Origin of the sequence: Phytobacter diazotrophicus, from assembly GCF_052061655.1 — a bacterium.
GTDB lineage: Bacteria > Pseudomonadota > Gammaproteobacteria > Enterobacterales > Enterobacteriaceae > Phytobacter > Phytobacter diazotrophicus.
The window spans coordinates 266,784-292,601 of the sequence record NZ_CM125428.1 but is presented as its reverse complement, the minus strand read 5'-3'; the positions used below and the strand labels follow the sequence as shown (position 1 = coordinate 292,601).

Below are 25,818 nucleotides of genomic sequence, written 5' to 3'. Positions count from 1 at the left end.
TTTGCTCAGTGCCAAATCATCAGAGCAATCAGGCTCACCAGAATCAGCCCACAGAGCGCGCTGGTTAAGATGAACTGCCCGCGTACTCGCTCACAGCGGCGAATAAACTCTTCATCATGATGGTCGCGATAGCGCTGGCCATAAATGTACCAGACTAAACGCATCTGCTTGCTGGGTTGTCCATGGGAGGTAAAAAAGCCTCCGCCATCAACATACTGGTAAAGCAAGGGGTCACAACCACGAAGTACCACTAACAATGCGCGCAATGACGAAAAATAACGCGCCATGTTAACCACACAAACGATGCACAAAGCCCAAAACAGCGCGACGGTGCTGATCATATCTCCTCCCCCGGCGAACCGCCCACGGAAACGTGATCCGGGATGACCGCTCCCAGATAATCAACCAAGTCATTCAGTGAAGAGTATTACCAATAGCCGATCGAGATCACAAACTGAAATCCAAACGGCTCATTAAATAGTGTAGGAGATTTGTTTATTTTTTTGCCACAACGTTAATCAATCTTGTGCATCTGGTTGTAAATATTGGTTAAGTGAATCGTGATCCAGGCAGATTGACGATAACTTCACAGAGTTATAAGGTAGAAATATTCCCAGACTCTACGTAATTCGGGTTGCAGGAAGGCGGCAAGAGAATGAATCCCCTGAGCATAGAAGACCGTGCGATGGGATAAACGAACGTAGCCAACACATCTGCGGCGTAAAGTACGAAGAGTATAAAATGAAATGCTTAAGGCCGGGCGCTACCCGTGCAGGTGGTACGCAGGACGCGGGAAACAGTGCTGTGTCAGGGGTGAATAACCCTATGGTCATCGACAACTTATGGAAGGAGTAACACTATGGCTTACAAACACATTCTCATCGCAGTCGATCTTTCTCCTGAAAGCAAATTGCTGGTCGAAAAAGCAGTATCCATGGCGCGGCCTTATAACGCGAAGGTGTCACTGATTCATGTCGATGTAAATTATTCTGATCTCTATACTGGTCTTATCGACGTTAACCTGGGCGATATGCAAAAACGTATCTCTGATGAGACACACCATGCGCTGACCGAACTGTCTACCAATGCGGGCTATCCGATCACGGAGACCTTAAGCGGTAGCGGTGATTTGGGGCAGGTACTGGTAGATGCCATTAAGAAATACGATATGGATCTGGTGGTTTGCGGGCATCATCAGGACTTCTGGAGCAAACTGATGTCCTCCGCACGTCAGCTCATCAATACTGTCCATGTGGATATGCTGATTGTTCCGCTGAAAGATGAAGACGAAGAATAACCGTCTCTCTTTTCTTGCCTGCTAACGCCCGCTGTTGCGGGCGTTTTGTTTTCTGGCGCTGATTTCCCCGCCAAAGACCGATAAAACCGCCTTGTGCAGTTACATGTATTCCCGGTACGCGCCCCACCACTGAGGGTTCCCGGACGGCGGCTATCGCCTTGTCCGGGCTACAAAACACCAGGCCGCTAAGCACCAAACTGTTCCCTCTCCCTGTGGGAGAGGGCCAGGATGAGGGCTGCAGACCGCACTGCCCTCACCAATTCACTCCGGCGTCCCGGAATAAATATCAAACCGATGCCCTTTGGTGACCACCGCATTGGTGGTCGCCACATCGGCGAGCGGTGGCGCATAATCCGGGCGCTTCACCACCACACGTTTCGTCGCCAGTTGACGCGCGGGCTCCAGCAGGCCATCCGCGTCCAGATCAGGCCCCACCAGCGACTGGAACACCCGCATCTCTTTCTTCACCAGCGCACTTTTTTGCTTATGCGGAAACATCGGATCGAGATAAACCACCTGCGGACGCGGAGTAATATCCGCCAGCCCGGTCAGGCTGGAGGCATGAATCAACTGCAACCGCTCCTGTAACCAGGCGCCAATTTCCGGGTCCGCGTAGCCACGCGCCAGGCCATCATCCAGCAGTGCGGCAACCACCGGGTTGCGCTCTAACATCCGCACCCGGCAGCCGACTGACGCCAGCACAAAGGCATCACGCCCCAGCCCCGCCGTCGCATCCACCACATCTGGCAGATAATCGCCCTTGATGCCAACGGCCTTCGCCACAGCTTCGCCGCGCCCACCGCCAAACTTACGTCGATGGGCCATCGCCCCACCCACGAAATCGACAAAAATACCGCCGAGCTTCGGCTCATCGCGCTTGCGCAGTTCCAGATGGGACGGTGTAAGTACCAGCGCCATCAGGTTATTTTCGTCATGTTCCAGGCCCCAGCGGGACGCAAGAACAGATAAGGCGCCGTCTCCGGCGCCTGTTTCATCTATCAAACAGATTTTCACTACATAAACCCTAAATAATTCAAGCGGCAGGAAGGCGGCAAGTGCGTGAATCCCCAGGAGCTTACAAGAGTAAGTGACTGGGGTGAGCAAACGTCGCCAACGCACATGCAGCTTGAAGTATGACGGGGATTAGCCTTCGATACCATAATGCTCCAGCATCGCATCCAGTTGCGGCTCACGGCCACGGAAACGCTTGAACAGCTCCATCGGCTCTTCGGAACCACCACGGGTCAGAATATTGTCGAGGAACGACTGCCCGGTTTCGCGGTTGAAAATCCCCTCTTCTTCAAAGCGTGAGTAGGCATCTGCCGCCAGCACATCCGCCCACAGGTAGCTGTAATAGCCTGCGGCGTAGCCCCCTGCAAAGATATGGCTGAACGCATGCGGGAAGCGGCCCCAAGTCGGGCTTGGCACCACGGCAACCTGTTTTTTAATTTCAAACAGCGTATCGAGGATTTTGGCCCCCTGCTCCGGGCTAAACTCGGCGTGCAGGCGGAAATCGAACAGGCCGAACTCCAGTTGGCGCAGGATAAACAGCGCCGCCTGGTAGTTTTTCGCGGCCAGCATTTTATCCAGCAAATCCTGTGGCAGCGGCTCGCCCGTTTCATAGTGACCCGAGATAAATGCCAGCGCTTCCGGCTCCCAGCACCAGTTTTCCATAAACTGGCTCGGCAGCTCGACCGCATCCCATGGCACACCGCTGATACCGGCAACCCCCGGCGTTTCGATACGGGTCAGCATATGATGCAGACCGTGACCAAATTCGTGGAACAGGGTGATCACTTCATCATGGGTGAACAGCGCCGGTTTGCCGCTGACCGGACGGTTGAAGTTACAGGTAAGGTAGGCCACCGGTTTTTGCAGCGAACCGTCTGCCAGGCGCATTTGCCCAACACAGTCATCCATCCACGCGCCGCCGCGTTTGTGCTCACGGGCGTAGAGGTCAAGATAGAAACTACCGCGCAGTTCATTGCTTTCGTCATACAGCTCAAAGAAACGCACATCCGGATGCCAGACATCAACATCGTGACGCTCTTTCGCGGTAATACCATAAATCCGTTTCACCACTTCAAACAGGCCGCTTACCGCTTTGTTTTCCGGGAAGTACGGGCGCAACTGTTCGTCGCTAATGCTGTACAGATGCTGCTTCTGTTTTTCGCTGTAGTAAGCGGTATCCCACGGTTGCAGCTCATCCACACCAAACTCTTTTTTGGCGAACGCACGCAGTTGTGCCAGTTCTCTTTCACCCTGCGGACGGGCGCGTCTGGCGAGATCGGTCAGGAAGTCGAGTACCTGCGCCGGGTTTTCCGCCATTTTGGTCGCCAGCGATTTATAGGCATAGCTTTCAAAACCGAGCAGTTGGGCCAGTTCGTGACGCAGGGCGAGAATTTCCGCCATCACCGGGCTGTTATCCCATTTACCTGCATTCGGCCCCTGGTCAGAGGCGCGGGTGCTGTAAGCGCGGTACATCTCTTCACGCAGCGGTTGGTTGTCGCAATAGGTCATCACCGGCAGATAGCTCGGAATATCCAGCGTCAGCAGGTAACCCTCTTGTTCTTTCGCTTCGGCCTGAGCTTTTGCAGCGGCCAGCGCGCTTTCCGGCATACCGGCCAGCTCGGCTTCATCGGTTACCAGCTTTGTCCAGCCCATGGTCGCATCGAGAACATTGTTGCTGTACTGATTGCCCAGTTCGGACAGGCGCGCGGCGATTTCGCCGTAGCGTTTTTGTTTCTCTTTTTCGAGGCCAATACCGGACAGTTCGAAATCACGCAGGGCGTTATCGACCGATTTCTTCTGCGCAATGTTCAGGGTGGCGTAGTGATCGCCATTGCGTAAGTCGCGGTAGGCGTTGTACAGCCCTTCATGTTGCCCAACCCAGGTGCTGTATTCCGACAGTAACGGCAGCGTCTGTTCATAGGCTTCACGCAGTTCCGGGCTGTTTTTCACAGAATTCAAATGGCTCACCGGGGAGAACAGACGCCCCAGCACATCGTCCACTTCCGCCAGCGGCTGGCACAGATTTTCCCAGGTGTACGGCGCACCATGGGCTACCACGCTTTCCACCGCGGTACGGCAATCATCCAGCGCTTTCGTCACGGCAGGCACGACATGTTCAGGCAGGATTTTTGAAAACGGCGGTAATTCGAAACGCGTGAGTAATGGATTGGTCATAAGCGCAGTCCTGTCCTGTTAAAAAGAGTGAGTGAAGCGCACGATCCGGCGCTCTGCATAACGTTGTAGCATGGGGTTAAGTGTAGAGGATTTCAATGGCAGGCGTTGCGCTGAACTGCTTATCGCTGCAATACCCATTTGCCCATACGATGTCGTTTCCGCTATGAAATCAAAGTAATAAGAACCGTCGTACAGGGCGTATACTCATCACAACGGCGAAAAGGAGACCGCATGTTGAATTTCATTATGACAATACTGCCGCTACTGGCGCTTATCGGGCTGGTACTTGTGTTTCCAAAATGGCGACATCGAAAAAACGACATACAAGCAAAGCATGGGTTACGAAAGATATCCATCACCACCAAAACCTTTCGGCCAGGTAAAGGGGGGCAGCTATTACCCACGGATTATTATTTCGATGAAGGGTATTTCTATGAAGTTCAGCTTGATGTGAAAAAATCTGTTCCACTGAGCGCGATAACAAAGATCGAGCGCGACAATATTAAAGTGAATAATCGTTCTTTCTGGATAGTGACTTACATGACTGACGGGCAGATGAAACAGGCAAGATTCCGCCATAACTACACCCTGTTTAACACCGACTTTGCCGATTTCCTGGAGGCGGTTAAACGCGCTAATCCTGCCGCCAGCGTGCGTAAACTGAACGCGCTGAGTCTGTGAATATCACGGTGCAGGCAACGCCCGCACCGTTGTCAAAACTTACTTCGCTTTATGCGCCGAGGCATAAGCCGCAGGCAGATTCAGGCGCTGCCAGAAGTTCTGATCGGCAGTTTCCCCAGAGAGCGGGTAACCGTCTGGCAGCGCGGTTTTCACCATCAATTCGCGCCGCGCTGCCGCCGACAGGTTTGGCAGCGCGGCCTCCAGCAGCACTTCCGCCCCTTCCGGTACTTTCACTGCCTGCGTCTTCCCTTTTTGCTGCGGCAGGTCGTAGGTCATGGTGAAGCGGTAAAATTCTTTCATCGCCGGATCGCGGTACGGATCGTCTTTACCCGCCGTTTTCGCACACTCGGCAAGCGACGCACCGCACTCTTTCTCCAGCGCCGTACGCAACTGATCGCGCGCTTCGTTGAACAGCTTGCGGTACGCCGGATCGTTGAGGTAATGCGCCACGTTACGCTGGGCCACCATTCTTGAACCCATCACATCCAGCGGATAGTGTACGCCAAGCACAATGCGTGAGTAACCATAGCGGGCACCGCGCTCCACCAGCGAATCAAAGCGCTCCGGGATCATCTCCGCCATCAACAGCGCATCGGTATAGCCGGTATTGGTATGGCCGCTTGGGAAGGAACCGCCATCGGCGGAGTACGGTTTGTTGTCTTTCACCACCACATCATCCGGCACCTGATGAATGGTGTTGCCCTGAATAAGGAACGGACGCTTGTAGTCGAAGTGCTTCTTCGCCGCGCCAGTGCTGACTTCGCTGGCTTTAATTAGCGCAGCCGCTTTGCCCAGCTCTCCCTTGTCATAGGCGTCAAGAAACGCTTTACCCAGACGCGGGCCAAGCGCGTCGGACAGGAAGTACAAGTAGCTGATACCTTCTGCGTCCGCCAGCGCCTGATGGCGCAGCCCCTGGGTGGCATCGAGATTAATCGTCTCAACGGTTTTCAGGTTGGCATCCAGCACAGGAGCAGGCAGCTTGTTGAACGAGGAGAGCAATTCAATGCCGGCCTGCTGGTTATCTTTTACTTTGAAATCATAGCCGCTGGCTTTCAACCAGGCGGTGTCGGCCTGTTTTGCACTTTGCGACGCTTTTTCCAGGTGCTCACGCTCTACCTTTGCACCGTCCCCTTTTAACGCAGCACGCAGCGCGGCCAGAGACTGGTTTTCCAGGCTATCAAACGCCTGGCTTTCCGAGGCCGGCGTGGTGGTATTGGCAATGTCGTGCGCAGTAGAGAGTGGCACATCTTTCGCCATCGCCTGATGAGCAAGCAGCAGTGAGACAGTTAACAGCGTTAAACGGATTTTCATTTTTTATCCTTTTATTCAAACGATTACCTTGCCTGCGCTCGACGCTAGCCCTGTAAGTTGACGCTTTTGTGACAGGGATAAATTTTGAAACGTTTTACGACTGCCTGAAACAACCGCAGGGTTCAACGACATTCCCGCGCAATCTACGGTAAACTGTGGCTAATCTCGTTCATATTCTGGAATTTCTATCTCCATGCTCAGTTATCGCCACAGCTTCCACGCAGGCAACCATGCCGACGTTCTCAAACACACCGTTCAGAGCCTGATCATTGAAGCGCTCAAAGAAAAAGAGAAACCGTTTCTCTATCTCGATACCCACGCGGGCGCGGGCCGCTATCAGCTTTCCGGCGAACATGCCGAACGTACCGGGGAGTATCTGGAGGGGATTGGACGCATCTGGCAGCAAGACGATATTCCGGCTGAGCTGGAGCCGTACATGAGCGTGCTGCGCCACTTTAACCGCAACGAGACGCTGCGTTACTACCCAGGCTCGCCGCTGATTGCCCGTCAGTTGTTGCGCGAGCAGGACAGCCTGTTCCTGACCGAGTTGCATCCGAGCGACTATCCACTGCTGCGTCAGGAGTTCCAGAAAGACGAACGTGCCCGCGTTGAGCGTGCCGATGGCTACCAGCAGTTGAAAGCCAAACTGCCGCCAGTTTCCCGTCGCGGCCTGGTGCTGATAGACCCGCCGTATGAAATAAAAACCGATTATCAGGCGGTGGTATCCGGCATTAGCGAAGGCTACAAGCGCTTTGCAACCGGCACCTATGCTCTGTGGTACCCGGTGGTGCTGCGCCAGCAAATCAAACGTATGGTGCATGACCTGGAAGCAACCGGCATTCGTAAAATTCTGCAGATTGAGCTGGCGGTACGCCCGGACAGCGACCAGCGCGGGATGACCGCCTCCGGTATGATCGTGGTTAACCCGCCGTGGAAATTAGAAGCACAGATGAATAACGTGCTGCCATGGCTGCACAGTAAACTGGTGCCCGCCGGAACAGGCCACACCCTCGTTAACTGGATTGTTCCTGAGTAATCGCAGCAATCGAAGGAACCTTGCTGGCTGCGCGTTACAATCGCGACACTTTCGACCTCGTTCAGGATTAAAAGCCTACCCAGTAGGCGTACATTGTTGCAGCGAGTTTGGACACGGACAGCGCGGAACAACCGGAGCGTACACGCAGTACGTGAGGATTGTGAGCACTGCCCAGGTCCAAAATGGCCAATAAAATAGCCTAATTGGATAGGCTCTAAGGAATTAACCATGAGCAAACATTACGACTATATCGCCATTGGCGGTGGCAGCGGTGGCATTGCCTCGATTAACCGTGCCGCCATGTACGGCCAGAAGTGCGCGCTGATTGAAGCCAAAGAGCTTGGCGGCACCTGTGTGAATGTGGGTTGTGTTCCGAAAAAAGTGATGTGGCACGCGGCGCAAATCCGCGAGGCTATTGATCTGTACGGGCCGGACTACGGCTTCGACACCACCGTCAATCATTTCGACTGGAATAAACTGGTTGCCAGCCGCACGGCCTACATTGACCGTATCCACACCTCGTATGACAACGTGCTGGGTAAAAACAATGTCGATGTGATTCGTGGTTTCGCCCGCTTTATTGACGCGAAGACTGTCGAGGTTAATGGCGAGACGATCACCGCCGATCACATCCTGATCGCAACCGGTGGTCGCCCGAGCCACCCGAAAATTCCGGGTGCGGAATACGGTATCGACTCCGACGGTTTCTTTGCCCTGCCCGCGCTGCCTGAACGCGTGGCGGTGGTAGGTGCTGGTTATATCGCCGTTGAACTGGCCGGGGTGATTAACGGGCTGGGCGCAGAAGCGCATCTGTTCGTGCGTAAGCACTCTCCGCTGCGCAGTTTCGATCCGATGATCAGTGAAACGCTGGTTGAGGTGATGGCCGCCGAAGGCCCGACGCTACATACCCAGGCAGTCCCCAAAGCCGTGGTGAAAAACGCCGACGGCAGCCTGACGCTGGAGCTGGACGATGGACGCAGCCAGACAGTGGATTGCCTGATTTGGGCGATTGGTCGTGAACCGGCGAACGACACCTTCAATCTGGACATCACCGGGGTGAAAACCGACGAGAAAGGTTTCATCGTGGTGGATAAATTCCAGAATACCTCTGTGCCGGGTATTTATGCTGTCGGCGATAACACGGGTGCGGTTGAGCTGACCCCTGTCGCCGTGGCCGCAGGCCGTCGTCTGTCTGAACGCCTGTTTAATAACAAGCCGGACGAGCATCTGGATTACAGCAATATCCCGACCGTGGTGTTCAGCCATCCGCCGATCGGCACCGTTGGTTTAACCGAACCGCAGGCGCGCGAGCAGTATGGCGATAGCGAAGTCAAAGTGTATAAATCGTCGTTTACCGCGATGTATACCGCCGTGACCTCTCACCGCCAGCCGTGCCGCATGAAGTTAGTCTGCGTTGGCCCGGAAGAGAAAATCGTCGGTATCCACGGCATCGGTTTCGGGATGGATGAAATTCTGCAAGGCTTCGCGGTCGCCCTGAAAATGGGAGCCACCAAGAAGGACTTCGACAATACCGTGGCGATTCACCCAACGGCGGCAGAAGAGTTTGTCACCATGCGGTAAGTCCCTCCCCCGGGTGGCGGCTGACGCCTTACCCGGGCTACGCGTCCGTATCCCGTAGCCCGGACAGGTGCGCAGCACCGCCTCCGGGAATTTCTCTCCCTCGCCGATCACTCCTGACACTATGCTGTCAGGAGGGGAGTGCCATTATCTCGTTGTCGAAAACACAACGAGGGCAAGAAAATGAGCAACGTTATCAACTGGTTTGAGATTCCGGTTCAAGATCTGCAACGGGCAACCGCGTTTTATGAACATTGCATCGACGCGCAATTTCGTCAGGAGCATGTCGCCGGTATGTCGATGGCGGTCTTTCATTATCAGGAGCCTGCAATCGGCGGGGCGCTGGTAAAATCAGAGGCGTTACAACCTTCCGCAAACGGCACCGTGGTTTATCTCTACACTGCAGATATCGCCGCGTCCCTCAAAAAAGTGGCGGAAAAAGGCGGCACCTGCTGCTTCGGGCCAGAAATTTTACCGGATGATATTGGCACCATCGCACTTATCATTGACAGTGAAGGGAATAAAGTCGGGCTGCATCAACCGGCCTGACAACATTAACCGCCCACTGACAGGAAATTTGCCATGAGCCGCCGTGCCGATCGTCTGTTCCAGATAGTCCAGATCCTGCGTACACGCCGTCGGGTCACGGCCGCTCTGCTGGCGGAGAGGCTGGAGGTGTCGGAGCGTACCGTCTATCGGGACATTCGCGATCTGTCGCTGTCCGGTGTGCCCATTCAGGGCGAGGCAGGGAGCGGCTATCGCCTGATGCCGGGGTTTGATATTCCCCCGCTGATGTTCACCGGTATGGAAGTGGAAGCGCTGATTGCCGCGATTGGCATGCTGCAAACCTGGAGCGGCGACACACTGGCTAAAGCAGCGGGTTCGGCACAGGAAAAGCTGCTGGCGGTACTGCCGACAGACCGGCGCATCCTGGCCGAACGAAACCGCATCCTGACCCCGGACTTTGGCAAGTACCCACAGACGCGGCGCTGGTTTGATGTCTTCCATCAGGCCATGCGCCAGCGCGATGAGGTCTGGATCCGTTATGAGAACGAGCAGGGTGAAAGTTCTGAGCGGGCGGTTCATCCGCTGGGCCTGTCGTTCTGGGGAGAAGTATGGGTACTGGTGGCCTGGTGCACGTTGCGTCAGGATTATCGCTGCTTCCGCCTCGATCGCTGCCAGACCGTGACCTTAACCGGGAAACAGTTTGCCGAACGGCACGACCGCTCGCTTGAGGATTTTATCCACCAGCAGAAGGCGAGAGCTAAGCGATACAGTGAAAAGCAGTAATAACAGTCGCACCGCCTGACATGGCACTCTCAGTCCGCCATCTCCCGGAATTCCCGCGCCGGAAAATTACCCTATTTTCCCGGCTCTGATGTTGATCGGCCATGTAAAGGTCCGCGTTTGTACCGGGTCGCCCCAGAGGTCGCGTACGTCGTCGTAAAAGCGGGTTAACAGCCCCTCCTGCCCGGCGTCACGTGCACGCTTCACCGCAGACCAGGTGGAGAGATAACCCATCAAGGCGTCGAGATCCCACTGCAAACGAATCGCCATTCCCGGGACAGGAATTTCCGTAAACGGGAAGGCGATGTCCGCATAACCGTTATCCACCAGTTGCCTTTCCGGGGGCCAGTAGGGGCCAATTTCGTCATAGTAGAACTGACGAACGCGCGCCCGGAGGGTCTCGTCAGGGTTGAGCACACCGTAGCTGATAATCGCAATCACCGCATTCGGCGCCGCAACCCGCCGGACTTCCCGGTAAAAGGCTGGTAAATCAAACCAGTGCGCCGCCTGGGCGACGGTAATCAGATTGATATCACGCAGCGCTTGCGCAAGCTGTTCCGCCGGGCCTTGCAGATATGTAATGCGGGCATGAGGTGTGGCGTTGTCGATTTGCGTCTGGCTGGGATCAATCCCCGTCACCTTGTCGAAGGCTGAGGCGAGTAACGTGGTCAATTGGCCGGTACCGCAACCGACATCCAGCGCATGGTGATGTTCCGGCGTTATCGAAAGCAGATAATCCAGCAAGACTGCGGGATATTCCGGGCGATAGCGGGCGTAATCGGCGCCGCCGCTTGCAAACCAGTTCGGCATGGGGTGTCCTCTGTTTAGTAAAAATACAGTAGTGCGAATGGCTTTTTGCGACAAGGGGAATACAAAGCGGGCATTAACGGGAAGGGTAAGTGGCGGACGCCAGAGAGAAGAAAGCCGACTCCGCAGAGTCGGCTATGTTGCCTGTCAGAGCTTGAAGCTACCGACGACGTTTTCAAGTTGCACGGTTTGTTCTTCCATCGACTGCGCAGCCGCCGCCACCTCTTCGACCAGCGCCGCATTCTGCTGCGTGGCGCTATCGAGCTGGTTGATGGCGATGTTGATCTGGGCAATCCCGCGGCTTTGTTCATCGCTGGAAGAGCTGATTTCTGAGATCAGCACGCCCACACCTTCCACTTTTTCCATCAGTCCGTCCATCGTCGTACCCGCCTGACGGACCAGCCCGCTGCCCTGCTCAATGCTGCTCACCGACTCTTCAATCAATTTCTTGATCTCCTGAGCTGAGCGGGCACTGCGCTGCGCCAGTGAACGAACTTCACCGGCTACCACGGCGAAACCACGCCCGTGCTCACCCGCCCTTGCCGCTTCGACCGCTGCGTTAAGCGCCAGGATGTTGGTCTGGAAGGCGATGCCGTCAATCACACTGATGATTTCCACCACTTTCGAGGAGGACTCGTTGATGTTATTCATCGTGGAGACGACTTTGTTCACCACATTAGCCCCTTGTTTTGCCGCAACGGAGGCCTCTTCCGCCAGCTTGTTTGCCTGCAACGCGTTCTCTGCGTTCAGGCGCACGGTACTGGTCAGCTCTTCCATTGATGCCGCCGTTTCCACAATCGAGGCCGATTGGTCTTCGGTGCGCGAAGAGAGGTTCAGGTTGCCGCTGGCAATCTGGCGCGAAGCCGAAGAGATCGCCATCGAGCTACTCCCTACCTGCTGCATCAGCTCATTAAGGAACGAAATGAACTTATTGAAGTTATTGATAATGGCATTAAATTCCGGACTCTTACTTTGTGCAAGACGCTGCGTTAAATCCGCACCGCCGCTGGACAGCGCTTCAATATTACGATTGAGCAAAGTCACATTATGGAAAATATTGCGCACAATAATCATCATGATAAGGACGATAAGTATGCCAATAATCGCCTGTACGATGGTCAGCTTGGTCATAATAGCATCAGACATTCTTACCAGATGGCTGCTCGGAATATCGACCGCCATAAACCACGGGCTGCCGCTGATCGGCAGAACGAACAGAGAATGCGCCCCATCTTCACCGTCATAGCTGCCACGCACTTCCGTTGTTTTCCCCTGGCCTAACAGGCTAACTAACGGTGCCGCCGCCGGAATCCCCAGATCGCGAACGTTCGACAGCGCCGGTTTATCCTGCACGGAGGAACCGTTACCGACGATTTTACCATCCGCCTCAACAATCAGTACGCTGCCGTTTACCGCTTTGCCCATGTCAACAGCAAGCTGGTTAAAGAAGCCCAGCGTCACGTCAATAGTCGCCACGCCCCAGGCTTTACCGTCTTTCCAGATCGCCATTGCACAGTTAGTACGCGGCTGCGGGCTGGCCGCATCCTGATAGGCTTTCGCCCACGCACACTCGCCTTTTGGCGCATTCATACCGTCTTTATACCAGGGTTGTTCCCAGTATTTTGCCGACTCGGGTTGGTTCCAGACGGTGTTGACCTGTAAATTGCCGCCCCCGTCGCGGGCATAAAATGTGCTGAATTTGTCCCGCGCCGGATCACGCTGACCAGGCAGAGGCCAAATCCCACCGCCGAAGACGTTTAAATCACCATATTGGTTTACCAGACGCGGTAATAATTCGTCGATTTGCTCACTTTGCAGCCCGACAACCAGTTCAGTGATGGAGCGTTGCTGAGCCTTAACACGGTTCATCTGCTCTTTTATGGCATTACTTTGTAATTCAACCGTCGCCTGAATATTTTTGGTTTCAGTCTCAATAATCTGTGGAGAAACAAATTGCTTGATAACAATATAGGTAACTATCAATAAGATAACGAAAAAGCTTATAAGCAACAGGCCTATTCGGCCCTGGGTATTTTTCCATGTCATAATGGCAGCACTCGATCTGGTTGAATTAGGGGTTATAACGACATTTATTTGAAATTCTTTAATCTAAATCGTGCTACGGTTTCATATAAAACGAATTTCATATTACAAAATGACGTTTTAAAAAAAATGCTCTACCGTTCACAATTTTTAAGTGCGATGCCTTGTTTCTATAAAAGATAATATGCCCGTATAAATCATTTCCCGTAGATGAACATACTTCAATGATATCAATGTTATTTTTATCAATATGCGAACATTCTCATGAAACAGAATAGTACGGGCAGCAATATGATCGTTCGTACACTTTTCAACCAAAAGAGATGTTTACGCTCTGGCACAGCAAAGCAACGTCTCTATGCGGTTCTGGCAGGGAGAAACTCAATCACATGTGAGTCAGTCGTAGACTTTTACTGCGCTTTTGCGCGCGATTATACGCCGCCTGCCGGGCTATGGATTTCGGTACCGTTTTAAATGCCAATGCATGGCATTCATCACATCAAGAAAGATATAAAAGCATTTTGATTCCCGTGAGTAACCTTATATTTCGTCAGGCAATATACTTAAATTAAATATTCGCAATGGTATCCGAAACGAATACCATTCCCATCAAGGCATTCACTCTTTAAAAAGATGTCTGCATCAAGTTAATATTAGCGGGTCGTCAGATTAAATATTTCCAGGTGAAGCATCGCCGGTCAGCAATTCATAGAGTAGTTGTCTGGTTGATAACGCGTACAAAATTAACGGCTGTTTATCGGAATGGAAAAATTTTGATTCACTCATAATACTGACGCTACACGAGTCTCATGCGCCCTTGCGCGTAAATTGCTGTTCCAGCATCTCGCTGCCCCACTGCGCCCCCTGCCACTCTTTTGTCAGCCGGAAACCAAAGGATTCGTAAAGTCGCCGCGCCGCATCAAGCCCGCTAAAAGTCCATAGTTGCACAGCCGCGAAGTTCTGGCTGTCGCAGAAATTCATCGCCTCAGTTAGCAACCGACGCCCCACGCCGCCGCCACGGCAATCGTCGTCGAGGATAAACCAGCGAAGATGCGCCTCGTTATTGCCGAGATCCTGCCCATCAATCGCGAGCGATCCCACAATCCGTCCATGATGAATGGCAAGCCAGATACGATTGCACGCAACATCCAGACGCCCGGCAAAGTCAGCCAGCCCGGCCGCCACTTTGCTTTCAAAAAAAGACCCGAAGTCATAATGACGTGAGTAGTAGCTGGCATGCATTTCGCTGATTCGGCCAATCATGCCGGGACGATAGCCAGCAACAATCTCAATCTCACCTTGTTGCAGCGGCGCTTCGCCGTTCCGGCAGGCTGCCAGCGCATACGCATACGCTGAAAGGCCCTCGGCAACCGCGTGCTGCCGGGAAGGGGTGAGATGCGCCAGCGCCTCGACCACCCGCATGCTGCCGTACTGGTTGATACGCGCGACGCTCTCTTTTCCCTGCGCGGTCAGTTGCAGCTCTTTAAAACGCGCATCGTCTTTGGACGGAACTTCCTGAATTTCTCCGGCGCGGACGAGCTTACCGAGCATACGGCTTACGCTGGATTTCTCCAGCCCCAGCATCTGTACCAGTTGCGCGGCGGTCATAGCCCCCTGATTTTCGATTTCTAACAGGGTATGCACCGCTGAGGGGGAATAGTCTGTGGCGGCAAGGGTGGCATTCATAAACCCTAGCTCGCGGACCATAAGGCGGGAGGCAACACGGATTTCGTTAATCAACCTGGCGTTTTGCATGCTTATGGCCCTTCGAATTAATAGTTGTACAATACAACCATCTAAGGGCATAGCTGTCAATATGAACTGACGCACTCTCCCCCGCGAGCGTAAGAAAGCTAAAAATAACCAAAAAAAAGCATAAGCCTTGCTGTGTTTGTTTTTTCACCACTAAAACAAACGAATAGCCCCGATACGGGCCTGCAAAGCGCTCTGCCTGCCGCTTCGCCTTTACAATCCTGTTCCCGCTAAGCCCTTCACAGGCCGCATTTTTCGGCGCATAGTTGAACAAATGTTCAGCAGAGGAAGAGAGTGGTTGTAATGACAGACCGTCCGTTAATTATCCTGCAAGTAGGTTTTCCTTCCGAGTCTATTCGTGAAGTCCACGGCGATATTCCCTCCTGGTTCTGTCGTGCCATCCAGCATCCTCTTGAGAAAACAGAAGTGATCCGCGTGTTTGAAGGCGAGGCGCTTCCGCCGCCGGATGCCAGCCGTGTGGCTGTGATTACCGGTTCATGGGCGATGGTGACGGACCGTCTCCCCTGGAGTGAAGCTGCTGCCGGATGGATACGGGAAGCCATGTCGATTGGTATGTCGCTGTTTGGCGTCTGCTACGGACACCAGTTGATGGCACATGCATTGGGCGGAGAAGTGGAGTGGCACCCGCAGGGGCGTGAGGTCGGCAGCCAGGCGATTCAACTTCATCCCCATGCCAGTAACGATGTGCTGCTGAGCACCTTGCCGCGTGAGTTTCCCGCGCATCTGACCCATATGCAGACCGTTTCTCGCCTGCCGGAAGGGGCACTGGCGCTGGCGTCATCCGCTCATGACCAGCATCAGATTGTGCGCTACGGGCCCAACGCCATGTCGACGCAATTCCACCCGGAGTTCACCCCGGAGATAGCCGCTGACATGATTCGCCAGCGCGAAACAGTGCTGACCGAAGAAGGTTTTGACCCGCTGGCACTGCTGTCCGGCGTGCTGCCCTCGCCGGAAGCCACAGAATTATTGCGTCGCTTTGTACATCAGGCGTTGAATCGTGCGGTACCACAGCAAGAAATGCTGGCGCAGAGTGCATAACAATAAAGAGGCATCACACGATGCCTCTTAGTTATTTTATTCGTAGGTAATAACAAACTCACTTTTAGCCCTTACCGTTCCGGGATTGATACTCCCATTCTTGGTAAAATAATGGGCTTTAAATTTTAGCTTCGTATTTTGAGAAGGCCACCATTTGACTAATACTTCTTTTCCTATTTCGAGAGGCGTATCATCAAACGTTATCTGAACGCCAACGTTTTCGTTTCCCGAATTCATATTCTTGAGAACATCATTGCTTCCCACGCCGGGCATTTTATCTCCATTGAAGGTAATATTCGCTTTAGAGACATTATTTATGCAATCTATAATAATGGAAAATTCTTGGTGTGCTCCCTCATAACGCCAAAGTGATCTCATTAAATCACTACGCCTTACCTCCGGTAACTCCACAGTACTATCATACGTTTGGACAGGCTTTGTTGAATAAATCGAACTTTTGCTGAGTTGAAGGATCAGATCACGCATCTTCCCGACAACGCAGACCGTTCCGTGGCAAAGCAAAAGTTCAAAATCACCAACTGGCCCACCTACAATAAAGCCCTCATCAACCGTGGCTCCATAACTTTCTGGCTGGATGATGAAGCTATTCAGGCCTGGTATGAGTCAGCAACACCTTCTTCACGAGGCAGACCTCAGCGCTATTCTGACCTTGCCATCACGACTGTGCTGGTCATTAAACGCGTGTTCAGGTTGACCCTGCGGGCTGCACAGGGTTTTATTGATTCCATTTTTACACTGATGAATGTTCCGTTGCGCTGCCCGGATTACACCAGTGTCAGCAAGCGCGCAAAGTCGGTTAATGTCAGTTTCAAAACGTTCACCCGGGGTGAAATCGCGCATCTGGTGATTGATTCCACCGGGCTGAAGGTCTTTGGTGAAGGCGAATGGAAAGTCAAAAAACACGGCAAAGAACGCCGTCGTATATGGCGAAAGTTGCATCTAGCCGTTGACAGCAACACACATGAAATCATCTGTGCAGACCTGTCGCTGAACAATGTGACGGACTCAGAAGCCTTCCCGGGTCTTATCCGGCAGACTCACAGAAAAATCAGGGCAGCATCGGCAGACGGCGCTTACGACACCCGGCTCTGTCACGATGAACTGCGGCGTAAGAAAATCAGCGCGCTTATCCCTCCCCGAAAAGGTGCGGGTTACTGGCCCGGTGAATATGCAGACCGTAACCGTGCAGTGGCTAATCAGCGAATGACCGGGAGTAATGCGCGGTGGAAATGGACAACAGATTACAACCGTCGCTCGATAGCGGAAACGGCAATGTACCGGGTAAAACAGCTGTTCGGGGGGTCACTGACGCTGCGTGACTACGATGGTCAGGTTGCGGAGGCTATGGCCCTGGTACGAGCGCTGAACAAAATGACGAAAGCAGGTATGCCTGAAAGCGTGCGTATTGCCTGAAAACACAACCCGCTACGGGGGAGACTTACCCGAAATCTGATTTATTCAACAAAGCCGATGGGAATAGTCTCATAGGGTGCAGTGCTATTTCTTAATAACCTGACCGAAATAGGCAGAGTTGGATAGTTTTTATATTCAACATTTCCCGCCAGGACTTTACAACTCCCATCAATCCAGACGCATTTTTGCGCTGCATCATTAGCATTAATCCAACCGGTGTTATTAATATTAACCTGTAAAGTAAAGCCACGATTGGCTAAATCAGGGTTAAAGTTTGCCCACCAAACCTTGACACTGTCCTTCGAAACAGAGTCTGGCCAACCGGTTACATTAATAGATGCGCCCGGGCTGGCAGGTGATGTTACATTTCCAAGTGTTTTGGGAAAACTTGCAGAATCCATATACACAGTGGTTTCAGTCTTATCCCAATAGAGTGCAAATGCCTGGTTGCTGATTAACCCCAAAAGCAGGCCTAATATTAGAAGACATTTCAACTTTACCTTTTTAATCATTACAATCCCTCCACGCCCCTGATCAATAAAAAGTTAGTTCCATTCTTACTTTTTGCTCCCGAATCCAATACGATTTTTCTGGATAAATACTTAATAATAGAAGTAGCATACTTAATCATTGAAAATATTTCACGGCGATTCATTTGAAATATGAATCAATGATAAAAACCAAACCAGTCAGAATACCTATGACATTATTTTACAGATTATGGAGATATGCCTGAGCGGTCAAGCGTTACATCCTTTCACAGAGAAAAAAAAGAATATATTTACTAAATTAAAACATATCACTTCAACATGAAGTTTTAAAAGCCACCTCTCCTTTATTATTTATATAGTTGATATTTTAATTAATTAAAATAGATGTCAATAATGTAGCATTATTAAAATAAGTCGCTTACCGCTCTCATTTCCTCAATCAACCACTGTAATGCCGACTGATAATCAAATAAACGATGCGTTAACAGGATTAAGTCATAAGATGGCGCCCCCTCGGGTAATGCCATAATCCGTAGCGGCATCATCGCGGCAAGCTCCTTCGCAATGCGATACGGCACACACATCAGATAACCCGACGCCACCGCGACTCGACCGCCCACCGCGTAACTCTGCACCACCGTCGTGAGAGGACGATAAAGGTGCTGCGTCAGCAGCCAGCTATCAATATGGTCCGCGCCGGAACTTACTGCCGGGAGGTGGATTTGCGCTTCCGTGACCAGGTGTTTGAGGGTCAGTTGTTCTGGCAGATCGCTACGCTCCAGCGAGGCAATCGCCACATAATGGTCGGAAATCAGCGGGTGTTTATTAAAATACTGAGGAATGTATTGCAGGTTATCCACGCCGATAAAGGCATCCAATTGTCCGCGCTCCACCCGTTCAAATTTAATGGTTTCAGAGAGAATATCGACGGACAAGCGGACATTCGGTGCAGTGTGTTTAAATTTCGCCGTCAGGGCGGGCATGTACATAAACTCGAAGTAATCCACCGCGCCAATATAGAAGGTGTGCGGGTCTTTGGCCGGATTGAAATTGCCTTTCCCCCGCGTGGCCGCTTCCAGTTTGCTCAGGGCATTTTCAATCACCGGGATCATCGACGCCGCATAAGGGGTCGGTTCCATGCCATTGCGGGTACGGACAAACATCTCATCATTAAGCTGCTCTCGCAGGCGATTGAGCGCATGGCTGAATGCCGATTGCGTAATATTGGCTTTACGCGCGGCCCGCGTGACGTTTTTTTCTTTAGCCAGAATCGGCACCAGGCGCAGCAAATTCAGATCCATCATGACTATGCACCTTGTTCATTATTTCATGCAAATAATACATTTTATGCATAACGCTGGAGATTGCTATAGTCATTGCAACGTAAAGTAAGCACGCCTGGTGTTTATAAACTGCACACTTCAACATCTGCTTTTATGGAGACGCTCATGAGAAATGTAACGGTTGCCGCTACTCAAATGGCCTGCACCTGGGAACTGGAAAAAAACGTTGCCAACGCTGAGCGTCTGGTACGTGAAGCGCACAGCAAAGGCGCGCAGGTTATCCTGATTCAGGAGCTGTTCGCTGCTCCCTATTTCTGTATTGATCAGAGCCCGGAACACTATGCGCTGGCGCAAGAAGTGGCCACCAGTCCGCTGATCAAACATTTCTCTGCCCTGGCAAAAGAGCTGGAAGTTGTGCTGCCGTTAAGTCTGTTCGAAAAACACAACAACGCGTACTACAACTCGCTGGTGATGATCGATGCCGATGGCACCGTGATGGAAACCTACCGTAAAACGCATATTCCGAACGGCCCGGCTTATCAGGAAAAACAGTTCTTCATCCCAGGCGACACCGGCTTCAAAGTGTGGAATACCCGCTACGCGAAAATCGGCGTGGGTATCTGTTGGGATCAGTGGTTCCCGGAAACCGCACGCTGCCTGGCACTGAACGGCGCGGAAATCATTTTCTACCCGACTGCGATTGGTTCTGAACCCGCTTACCCGGACATCGACAGCCAACCGCACTGGACGCGTGTTCAGCAGGGTCACGCGGCGGCAAACCTGGTGCCGGTTATCGCCTCTAACCGTATCGGTACCGAAGCGAGCAAATACATCGAAGGTCTGGAAATGACCTTCTACGGCTCATCGTTCATCGCCGATCAGACCGGTGAACTGGTCGCGCAGGCCAACAAAACTGACGAAGCCGTGCTGGTGCACACCTTCGACCTGGACGCGATTGCCGCACAGCGCGCATCGTGGGGCCTGTTCCGCGACCGTCGTCCGAACATGTACGGCACCATCGCCACCTCTGACGGCAGCGAAAGGAGCAAATAATGTCCGCGCTGATAACTCCACGTCAGGATGGCTTCGCCATGCCTGCAGAATGGGCACCGCATCAGGCAGTGTGGATGTGCTGGCCTTATCGCACTGACAACTGGCGCGCCAACGGTGCGCCAGCGCAAAAGGCGTTCGCCGCCGTGGCTGAGGCTATTTCCCGCAGGACGCCTGTCATTATGGCAGTGCCGCGTGCCGAAATGGAAAAAGCACGCAGCACCATGCCAGCCAGCGTGACGCTGGTTGAGATGGAAAGCGACGATGCCTGGATGCGCGACACCGGCCCAACCGTGGTGCGTAACCCGGCGGGAGAGATTCGCGCCGTAAGCTGGACGTTTAACGCGTGGGGCGGTCTACTCGGCGGCCTCTATGAAAGCTGGGATAAAGACCAGCAAGTAGCAGGCAAGGTGGCGCAGTATCACCAGATGCCGTGCTACAACACCGACCTGATTCTGGAAGGCGGCTCCATTCATGTGGATGGTGAAGGCACGCTGATGACCACCGCAGAGTGTCTGCTCAACCCGAACCGCAACCCGCACCTGTCGCAGGCGGAGATTGAGCAGCAGTTGCGTGAGTATCTGGGCGTTGAGACCTTTATCTGGCTGCCAGAAGGGGTATTTAACGACGAAACCGACGGTCATATTGATAACATGTGCTGTTTTGTCCGCCCAGGCGAAGTGGCGTTGCACTGGACCGATGACGAGAACGATCCGCAGTACGCCCGTTCCGTTGCGGCACTCAACGTCCTGGAAAACATCACGGATGCGCGTGGTCGCAAGCTGAAAGTCTGGAAAGTGCCATCACCGCAGCCGCTGTATGCCAGCGCAGAAGAGACCTGTGACGTTGAGAAAGGGACGGCGATTGAGCGCACCGAAGGTAATCGTCTGGCGGGCTCTTACGTGAATTATCTGGTCAGCAACGACCATATTATTTACCCGCTGCTGGACCCGGCCACCGATGCGCAGGCCGAAGTGCTGTTCCGTCAGATGTTCCCGGATTTCCTGATTACCGGCATCCCGGCACGTGAAATTCTGCTCGGCGGTGGCAATATTCACTGCATTACGCAGCAGATCCCGCGTTAATTCCGCAGCCCCTCACCCCAGCCCTCTCCCTAAAAGGGAGAGGGTGAAAAGCCAGCCCGCAGCCCGCATGATCGATCCCCTCTCCCTGCTCGATCGGTCCCCTCTCCTCTTTGGGGAGAGGGCCTGGGTGAGGGGAAAACGCCGCACCGCCGTGAGAACTCCCGGAAGCGGCGTAAACGCTTTATCCCGGCAACAAAACCCAAAGCCCGCTCGAACGGTCCCTTACCCCCGCACCATCCGCACGTACTCCACCCCTTTTTTGAAGAAGTGTTCGCCTTCGGGACGGAAACCGAACCTGTTGTAGAAGTTGACGGCCCCGATACGTGCATCCAGACACACGTCATGGACGCCGGCTGCCGCCATCTTTTCCAGCACCGATTGCAGCAAAAAGCCGCCAAAGCCCTGTCCCTGATACGCTTCCAGGGTAGCGAACTTACGAATCTGGCAAACCGAGGCATCCAGCATAAAAACCGACAGGCAGCTCACCAGCTTACCGTTATGCAGCACGCCAAAATGCAGTGCATCATCGTCACCCTCCACCCGTGATGCATCGCGGGGAAGGTGCGGCCATAAAATCGGATGGCGAATATCAAGGCAGTTGTCGAGGGTCGTCGTCACGAATTCCATTATCGTCTCACGCAAATATGGCGAAAACACAGACGATAACACGCAACGATATCAGCCAATCATTCGATAACCTGATGTACCGTTAATGTAGCGTCTCCCATAACAGCTTTATCAACAGCGTTGCGGCAAGAATCAGAAAAAGACGGCGAATCCACAGGTTTCCGCCGCGCAGGGCAACACGCACGCCTACCAGCGAACCACAAATAGCGGAAATCCCTAACGGTATTGCAATATCGTAATGAATAAGCCCATTAGGAATTAAAAAGAACAGCGTGGAAAAATTGGTGCCGAAATTCACCACTTTTGCGCAGGCCGTTGCACGTAAAAAATCAAAATGGAAAAAACGGATAAACAAAAAGAGCAGAAAACTGCCGGTACCCGGACCGATAAAACCGTCATAAAAGCCAATCGCAAAACCTAACAGTATTCCCTTCGCCAAATCACCTCGGGTGGGTTCCCTGCTGGTATCACTATGACCAAACTGCGGTTTAAACCAGGTGTACGCCAGCATGATCGCCAGCACCACAATCACTATCGGACGCATCCAGTCTGATGGCATAAAATCCAGTAATCTTATGCCCGTGTACGCGCCGATAACCGCACTTATTGCGGTCGGCAAAATCAATGACCACGGCAATCGCAGGCGCGCGGTGAATTGCTTGATAGACATCAGGTGCCCCATCACGGAGGAGCACTTGTCGATTCCCATTATTTCGGCAGGTGTGAACTGCGGCAGGGTAGAATAAAACGTCGGCATAGTAATCAATCCGCCCCCGCCCACCGCCGCATTGATAATTCCGGCAATAAACGCCACGGGTATTAATACCAATAACTCACTGCTCATCTGTTTTCCCTGGTATCAGCGCACAGCCCGCACGCGCGGTGCAGCCTTAAAAGAGTGGAATAGCGTTTTATTTATAATCTGGCAGCAATGGTAAGGTTGCGATGTATACCTGTCCAATATATAAATCTCTATATATTTATATATCTGGAAATATAAATGGAATTCCGTCACCTTCGCTATTTCCTGGCCGTGGCTGAGGAGCTGCACTTTACCCGTGCCGCAGAAAAGCTCAACATCGGCCAGCCGCCATTATCACTGCAAATTCAGGCCCTTGAAGAAGAGCTGGGTGTTCTGTTATTCAATCGCACCCGGCGCAAAGTCGCGTTGACAGAAGCGGGCGAGCATTTCGTGATTAAAGCCAGAGAGATGCTGCGACTCAGCAGCGACCTTCCCGCCGAGCTACAGGCCATCGCGCAGGGTAAAAGCGGCGAGTTACGCATTGGGTTTACCACCACCGGGCTGCTGGTCGATGAGCTCAGCGCGCCGCTCAAAGCTTTCCGCCGTCACTACCCCGAGGTTCGGGTCACACTCAGTGAGATGTACTCACAGCAGCAATTCACCGCTCTGCTCAATGAGGATATCGACGTGGGTTACATTCGCGTCACGCCGGGAACCACCCGCGATGGCCTGAATATCCGCGTGCTCAGGCACGACCAGCTCTGCGTCGTGCTGCCCGATGATCACCCCAAAGCCGCCTGTGAAACCCTGACCATTACTGATGTGAAAGATGAGCCCTTTATCTTTTATCCCGACACAGCCGGTGCATCGGTGCCGGATAAAGTCAGGCGCATGTGCCAGAAATCGGGCTTCACCCCCTATGTCGTCCAGGAGGCGGCGGAAGTGTTGACGCATATCGGACTTGTCGGCGCAGGTGTGGGTGTTTCCGTCTTACCCAGACCCATTGACCAGCTCAAGCCAAAGGGAGTGAAATTTATCCCGCTTGCCGAAGATGACGCAGAGTTATGCATGGCGATCGTGACCCGAGAGAGTGAAAATAACCCGCGAACGCTAAATTTTTTGCGGTTACTGACTGGCGTGAATGCGGGAAAGTCACCAGGCTAAAAGAGTTGCTCTGAATATTCATAACCTGTTGCATTTTGAATGTTCTGAATTCTGTCGTTTCGCTTTCGGAGGAGCGGCAATTAAGCGATTGAAATTATAAAAATTAATCGATTTCGCTCTTTTTCCACCCGCGCCTAAATGTGATCTAGCGCACGCTTTGCACCCCAAAGATCGAAGCGAATGTCTAAGCTTATAGATATGCCGGGAAACACCCGTAATCTCTTACGACGACCTCCGGAGGCCAGTATTATTATGTTCAACCAGAAACTTCACAGCGCTGAATCCGTAGAATTTGGGATCGCACAAGAACCCCGCTACGAAATCGATCCCTGCGAGTTAAAACTGGCTGAAATGATCGACGCGGAGCCGGAACCGGAAATGATCGAGGGGCTGCCTGCTTCGGACGCCCTGACTCCATCCGATCGTTATCTTGAACTGTTTGAACACGTGCAGTCATCGCGTATTTTTGCCGATAGCAAAACATTCCCGGACTGTGCACCGAAAATGGATCCGCTCGATATTTTAATCCGCTATCGCAAAATTAAGCGCAAACCCGATTTTGACTTGCGACTGTTTGTTCAGGCGCACTTCTGGATGCCGGAAACCTATGGCAGTGAATACGTTTCCGACCCGGAAAACTCCCTCAAAGAACATATCGACCAGCTCTGGCCGGTGCTGACGCGTGAGCCGCAGGACCATATTCCGTGGTCATCACTGCTTGCTCTGCCACAGGCCTATATCGTCCCCGGTGGGCGATTTAGCGAAACCTATTATTGGGACTCCTATTTCACCATGCTGGGGCTGGCGGAAAGTGGTCGCCACGACATGCTGAAATGTATGGCAGACAACTTTGCGTGGATGATTGAACGCTACGGTCATATTCCAAACGGTAACCGCACCTACTATCTCAGCCGTTCCCAGCCGCCGGTGTTCGCCCTGATGGTAGAACTGTTTGAAGAGGATGGCGTGCGCGGCGCGCGGCGCTACCTGGACCATCTGCTTATGGAGTATGACTTCTGGATGGATGGCGCGGAGTCGCTGCTGCCGAACCAGGCCTATCGCCACGCGGTACGTATGCCTGACGGATCCCTGCTCAACCGTTACTGGGATGACAGGGACACACCGCGTGATGAATCCTGGCTGGAGGATGTGGAAACCGCGAAGCACTCCTCTCGCCCGGCTAACGAGGTCTATCGGGATCTCCGTGCGGGTGCGGCTTCCGGCTGGGACTATTCGTCGCGCTGGCTGCGAGACGCCAATCGCCTGGCGAGTATTCGCACCACCCAGTTCATCCCTATCGATCTGAACGCCTTCCTGTTCAAACTGGAAAGCGCTATCGCCAATATTGCCGGCTTAAAAGGTGAACGGGAACAGGAGGCGGAATTCCGGCTCAAAGCCAGCGACAGACGGGCGGCGGTCAATCGCTACTTGTGGGATGAGGAGAAAGGCTGTTATCGCGACTATGACTGGCGTCGTGGCGAAATGGCGCTCTTTTCCGCTGCCAGCCTGGTACCGTTATATGTCGGCATGGCTACGCATGAGCAGGCAGATAAACTGGCAGAGGCCACGCGCACGCGCCTGATGACGCCTGGCGGTATCCTGGCGACGGAGTATGAAACCGGTGAGCAGTGGGATAAACCCAACGGTTGGGCTCCCTTACAATGGATGGCGATTCAGGGCTTCAAACTGTACGGCAACGACGCGCTGGGTGACGAGATTGCCCATAACTGGCTGCGCACTGTTAATCATTTCTACCAGCGTCACCACAAGCTTATCGAGAAGTACCATATCGCCAGTAGCACGCCGCGCGAAGGGGGCGGGGGTGAATATCCCCTCCAGGATGGCTTTGGCTGGACAAACGGCGTGGTTCGTCGCCTCATCGGGTTATACGGGGAGCCGTAG

General features: G+C 53.0%; 24 protein-coding genes. 12 read left to right on the top strand and 12 right to left on the bottom strand.

What is annotated here, in order from left to right; translation table 11 throughout:
• Positions 1-5: 5 nt before the first annotated feature.
• On the bottom strand, positions 6-341 hold the full coding sequence (uspB, locus tag ACS0RQ_RS01335) for a universal stress protein UspB (protein ID WP_041851285.1): 336 nt from the start codon (positions 339-341) through the stop codon (positions 6-8).
• A gap of 518 nt (positions 342-859) precedes the next feature.
• On the opposite strand from uspB, the gene uspA reads away from it, so the two are divergent.
• A complete protein-coding gene (gene uspA / locus ACS0RQ_RS01330) occupies positions 860-1,297 on the top strand; it encodes a universal stress protein UspA (RefSeq protein ID WP_041851284.1) in 438 nt (145 codons plus the stop codon).
• Positions 1,298-1,558: 261 nt separating this feature from the next.
• On the opposite strand, the gene rsmJ is transcribed toward uspA, so the two are convergent.
• Positions 1,559-2,311, bottom strand: coding sequence for a 16S rRNA (guanine(1516)-N(2))-methyltransferase RsmJ (gene rsmJ / locus ACS0RQ_RS01325; RefSeq protein WP_271849329.1), 753 nt, complete (start codon positions 2,309-2,311; stop codon positions 1,559-1,561).
• A gap of 129 nt (positions 2,312-2,440) precedes the next feature.
• Complete coding sequence (prlC, locus tag ACS0RQ_RS01320) at positions 2,441-4,483, bottom strand: oligopeptidase A (RefSeq protein ID WP_271849330.1); 2,043 nt, start codon at positions 4,481-4,483, stop codon at positions 2,441-2,443.
• A 231-nt stretch (positions 4,484-4,714) separates the two neighbouring features.
• Between prlC and ACS0RQ_RS01315 the strand changes: the two genes are divergently transcribed.
• Positions 4,715-5,164 (top strand): hypothetical protein, encoded by a 450-nt coding sequence (locus ACS0RQ_RS01315; RefSeq protein WP_271849331.1) that lies wholly within the window; start codon positions 4,715-4,717, stop codon positions 5,162-5,164.
• A 39-nt stretch (positions 5,165-5,203) separates the two neighbouring features.
• Here ACS0RQ_RS01315 and ACS0RQ_RS01310 read toward each other — a convergent pair whose 3' ends face one another.
• A complete protein-coding gene (locus tag ACS0RQ_RS01310) occupies positions 5,204-6,475 on the bottom strand; it encodes an acid phosphatase (RefSeq protein ID WP_271849332.1) in 1,272 nt (423 codons plus the stop codon).
• Between the two features lie 193 nt (positions 6,476-6,668).
• On the opposite strand from ACS0RQ_RS01310, the gene ACS0RQ_RS01305 reads away from it, so the two are divergent.
• The 4 genes from ACS0RQ_RS01305 (at position 6,669) to ACS0RQ_RS01290 (ending at position 10,379) form a co-directional block, all read left to right on the top strand.
• Positions 6,669-7,511, top strand: a complete 843-nt coding sequence (locus ACS0RQ_RS01305) for a 23S rRNA (adenine(2030)-N(6))-methyltransferase RlmJ (protein WP_041851280.1) — start codon at positions 6,669-6,671, stop codon at positions 7,509-7,511.
• A gap of 228 nt (positions 7,512-7,739) precedes the next feature.
• Positions 7,740-9,092 (top strand): glutathione-disulfide reductase, encoded by a 1,353-nt coding sequence (gene gorA, locus ACS0RQ_RS01300; RefSeq protein WP_271849333.1) that lies wholly within the window; start codon positions 7,740-7,742, stop codon positions 9,090-9,092.
• A gap of 180 nt (positions 9,093-9,272) precedes the next feature.
• Positions 9,273-9,638: a VOC family protein gene (locus tag ACS0RQ_RS01295; RefSeq protein ID WP_039080253.1), complete on the top strand. Its 366-nt coding sequence runs from the start codon at positions 9,273-9,275 to the stop codon at positions 9,636-9,638.
• A gap of 33 nt (positions 9,639-9,671) precedes the next feature.
• Complete coding sequence (locus tag ACS0RQ_RS01290; protein ID WP_271849334.1) at positions 9,672-10,379, top strand: helix-turn-helix transcriptional regulator; 708 nt, start codon at positions 9,672-9,674, stop codon at positions 10,377-10,379.
• Positions 10,380-10,445: 66 nt separating this feature from the next.
• On the opposite strand, the gene ACS0RQ_RS01285 is transcribed toward ACS0RQ_RS01290, so the two are convergent.
• The 3 genes from ACS0RQ_RS01285 to ACS0RQ_RS01275 all read right to left on the bottom strand — a co-directional run bounded on the left by ACS0RQ_RS01285 (position 10,446) and on the right by ACS0RQ_RS01275 (position 14,981).
• Positions 10,446-11,186 carry a class I SAM-dependent methyltransferase gene (locus ACS0RQ_RS01285; RefSeq protein ID WP_271849335.1) on the bottom strand — a complete coding sequence of 247 codons (741 nt, stop codon included), beginning with the start codon at positions 11,184-11,186 and terminating at the stop codon, positions 10,446-10,448.
• Between the two features lie 144 nt (positions 11,187-11,330).
• Positions 11,331-13,229, bottom strand: coding sequence for a methyl-accepting chemotaxis protein (locus ACS0RQ_RS01280; protein ID WP_271849336.1), 1,899 nt, complete (start codon positions 13,227-13,229; stop codon positions 11,331-11,333).
• An 804-nt stretch (positions 13,230-14,033) separates the two neighbouring features.
• A complete protein-coding gene (locus tag ACS0RQ_RS01275; RefSeq protein WP_271849337.1) occupies positions 14,034-14,981 on the bottom strand; it encodes a bifunctional helix-turn-helix transcriptional regulator/GNAT family N-acetyltransferase in 948 nt (315 codons plus the stop codon).
• Between the two features lie 300 nt (positions 14,982-15,281).
• Between ACS0RQ_RS01275 and ACS0RQ_RS01270 the strand changes: the two genes are divergently transcribed.
• Positions 15,282-16,040 (top strand): glutamine amidotransferase, encoded by a 759-nt coding sequence (locus tag ACS0RQ_RS01270; RefSeq protein ID WP_271849385.1) that lies wholly within the window; start codon positions 15,282-15,284, stop codon positions 16,038-16,040.
• 36 nt (positions 16,041-16,076) lie between these two features.
• On the opposite strand, the gene ACS0RQ_RS01265 is transcribed toward ACS0RQ_RS01270, so the two are convergent.
• Complete coding sequence (locus tag ACS0RQ_RS01265; RefSeq protein WP_499079256.1) at positions 16,077-16,418, bottom strand: fimbrial protein; 342 nt, start codon at positions 16,416-16,418, stop codon at positions 16,077-16,079.
• 87 nt (positions 16,419-16,505) lie between these two features.
• Here ACS0RQ_RS01265 and ACS0RQ_RS01260 point away from each other — a divergent pair, with 87 nt between their 5' ends.
• The gene (locus ACS0RQ_RS01260; RefSeq protein WP_023279773.1) at positions 16,506-17,474 is read left to right on the top strand and encodes an IS5 family transposase; all 969 of its coding nucleotides are present in this window, start codon (positions 16,506-16,508) and stop codon (positions 17,472-17,474) included.
• Between the two features lie 41 nt (positions 17,475-17,515).
• On the opposite strand, the gene ACS0RQ_RS01255 is transcribed toward ACS0RQ_RS01260, so the two are convergent.
• Entirely contained in the window at positions 17,516-17,986 is a 471-nt protein-coding gene (locus ACS0RQ_RS01255) for a hypothetical protein (protein ID WP_334633990.1), read from the bottom strand.
• 383 nt (positions 17,987-18,369) lie between these two features.
• Positions 18,370-19,269 (bottom strand): LysR family transcriptional regulator, encoded by a 900-nt coding sequence (locus ACS0RQ_RS01250; protein WP_271849341.1) that lies wholly within the window; start codon positions 19,267-19,269, stop codon positions 18,370-18,372.
• Between the two features lie 144 nt (positions 19,270-19,413).
• On the opposite strand from ACS0RQ_RS01250, the gene aguB reads away from it, so the two are divergent.
• Together aguB and aguA are read left to right on the top strand one after the other, a co-directional pair.
• The gene (gene aguB / locus ACS0RQ_RS01245) at positions 19,414-20,301 is read left to right on the top strand and encodes an N-carbamoylputrescine amidase (protein WP_039080240.1); all 888 of its coding nucleotides are present in this window, start codon (positions 19,414-19,416) and stop codon (positions 20,299-20,301) included.
• Positions 20,301-21,383 carry an agmatine deiminase gene (gene aguA / locus ACS0RQ_RS01240; RefSeq protein ID WP_271849342.1) on the top strand — a complete coding sequence of 361 codons (1,083 nt, stop codon included), beginning with the start codon at positions 20,301-20,303 and terminating at the stop codon, positions 21,381-21,383. The genes aguB and aguA overlap by 1 nt, the downstream gene beginning before the upstream one ends.
• Positions 21,384-21,605: 222 nt before the next feature.
• On the opposite strand, the gene ACS0RQ_RS01235 is transcribed toward aguA, so the two are convergent.
• Both ACS0RQ_RS01235 and ACS0RQ_RS01230 read right to left on the bottom strand, forming a co-directional pair.
• Positions 21,606-22,010, bottom strand: coding sequence for a GNAT family N-acetyltransferase (locus ACS0RQ_RS01235; protein WP_271849343.1), 405 nt, complete (start codon positions 22,008-22,010; stop codon positions 21,606-21,608).
• 82 nt (positions 22,011-22,092) lie between these two features.
• Positions 22,093-22,854 carry a sulfite exporter TauE/SafE family protein gene (locus ACS0RQ_RS01230; protein ID WP_271849344.1) on the bottom strand — a complete coding sequence of 254 codons (762 nt, stop codon included), beginning with the start codon at positions 22,852-22,854 and terminating at the stop codon, positions 22,093-22,095.
• Between the two features lie 156 nt (positions 22,855-23,010).
• Here ACS0RQ_RS01230 and ACS0RQ_RS01225 point away from each other — a divergent pair, with 156 nt between their 5' ends.
• Together ACS0RQ_RS01225 and ACS0RQ_RS01220 are read left to right on the top strand one after the other, a co-directional pair.
• Entirely contained in the window at positions 23,011-23,916 is a 906-nt protein-coding gene (locus tag ACS0RQ_RS01225) for a LysR substrate-binding domain-containing protein (RefSeq protein WP_271849345.1), read from the top strand.
• A 252-nt stretch (positions 23,917-24,168) separates the two neighbouring features.
• Positions 24,169-25,818 carry an alpha,alpha-trehalase gene (locus tag ACS0RQ_RS01220; protein ID WP_039080235.1) on the top strand — a complete coding sequence of 550 codons (1,650 nt, stop codon included), beginning with the start codon at positions 24,169-24,171 and terminating at the stop codon, positions 25,816-25,818.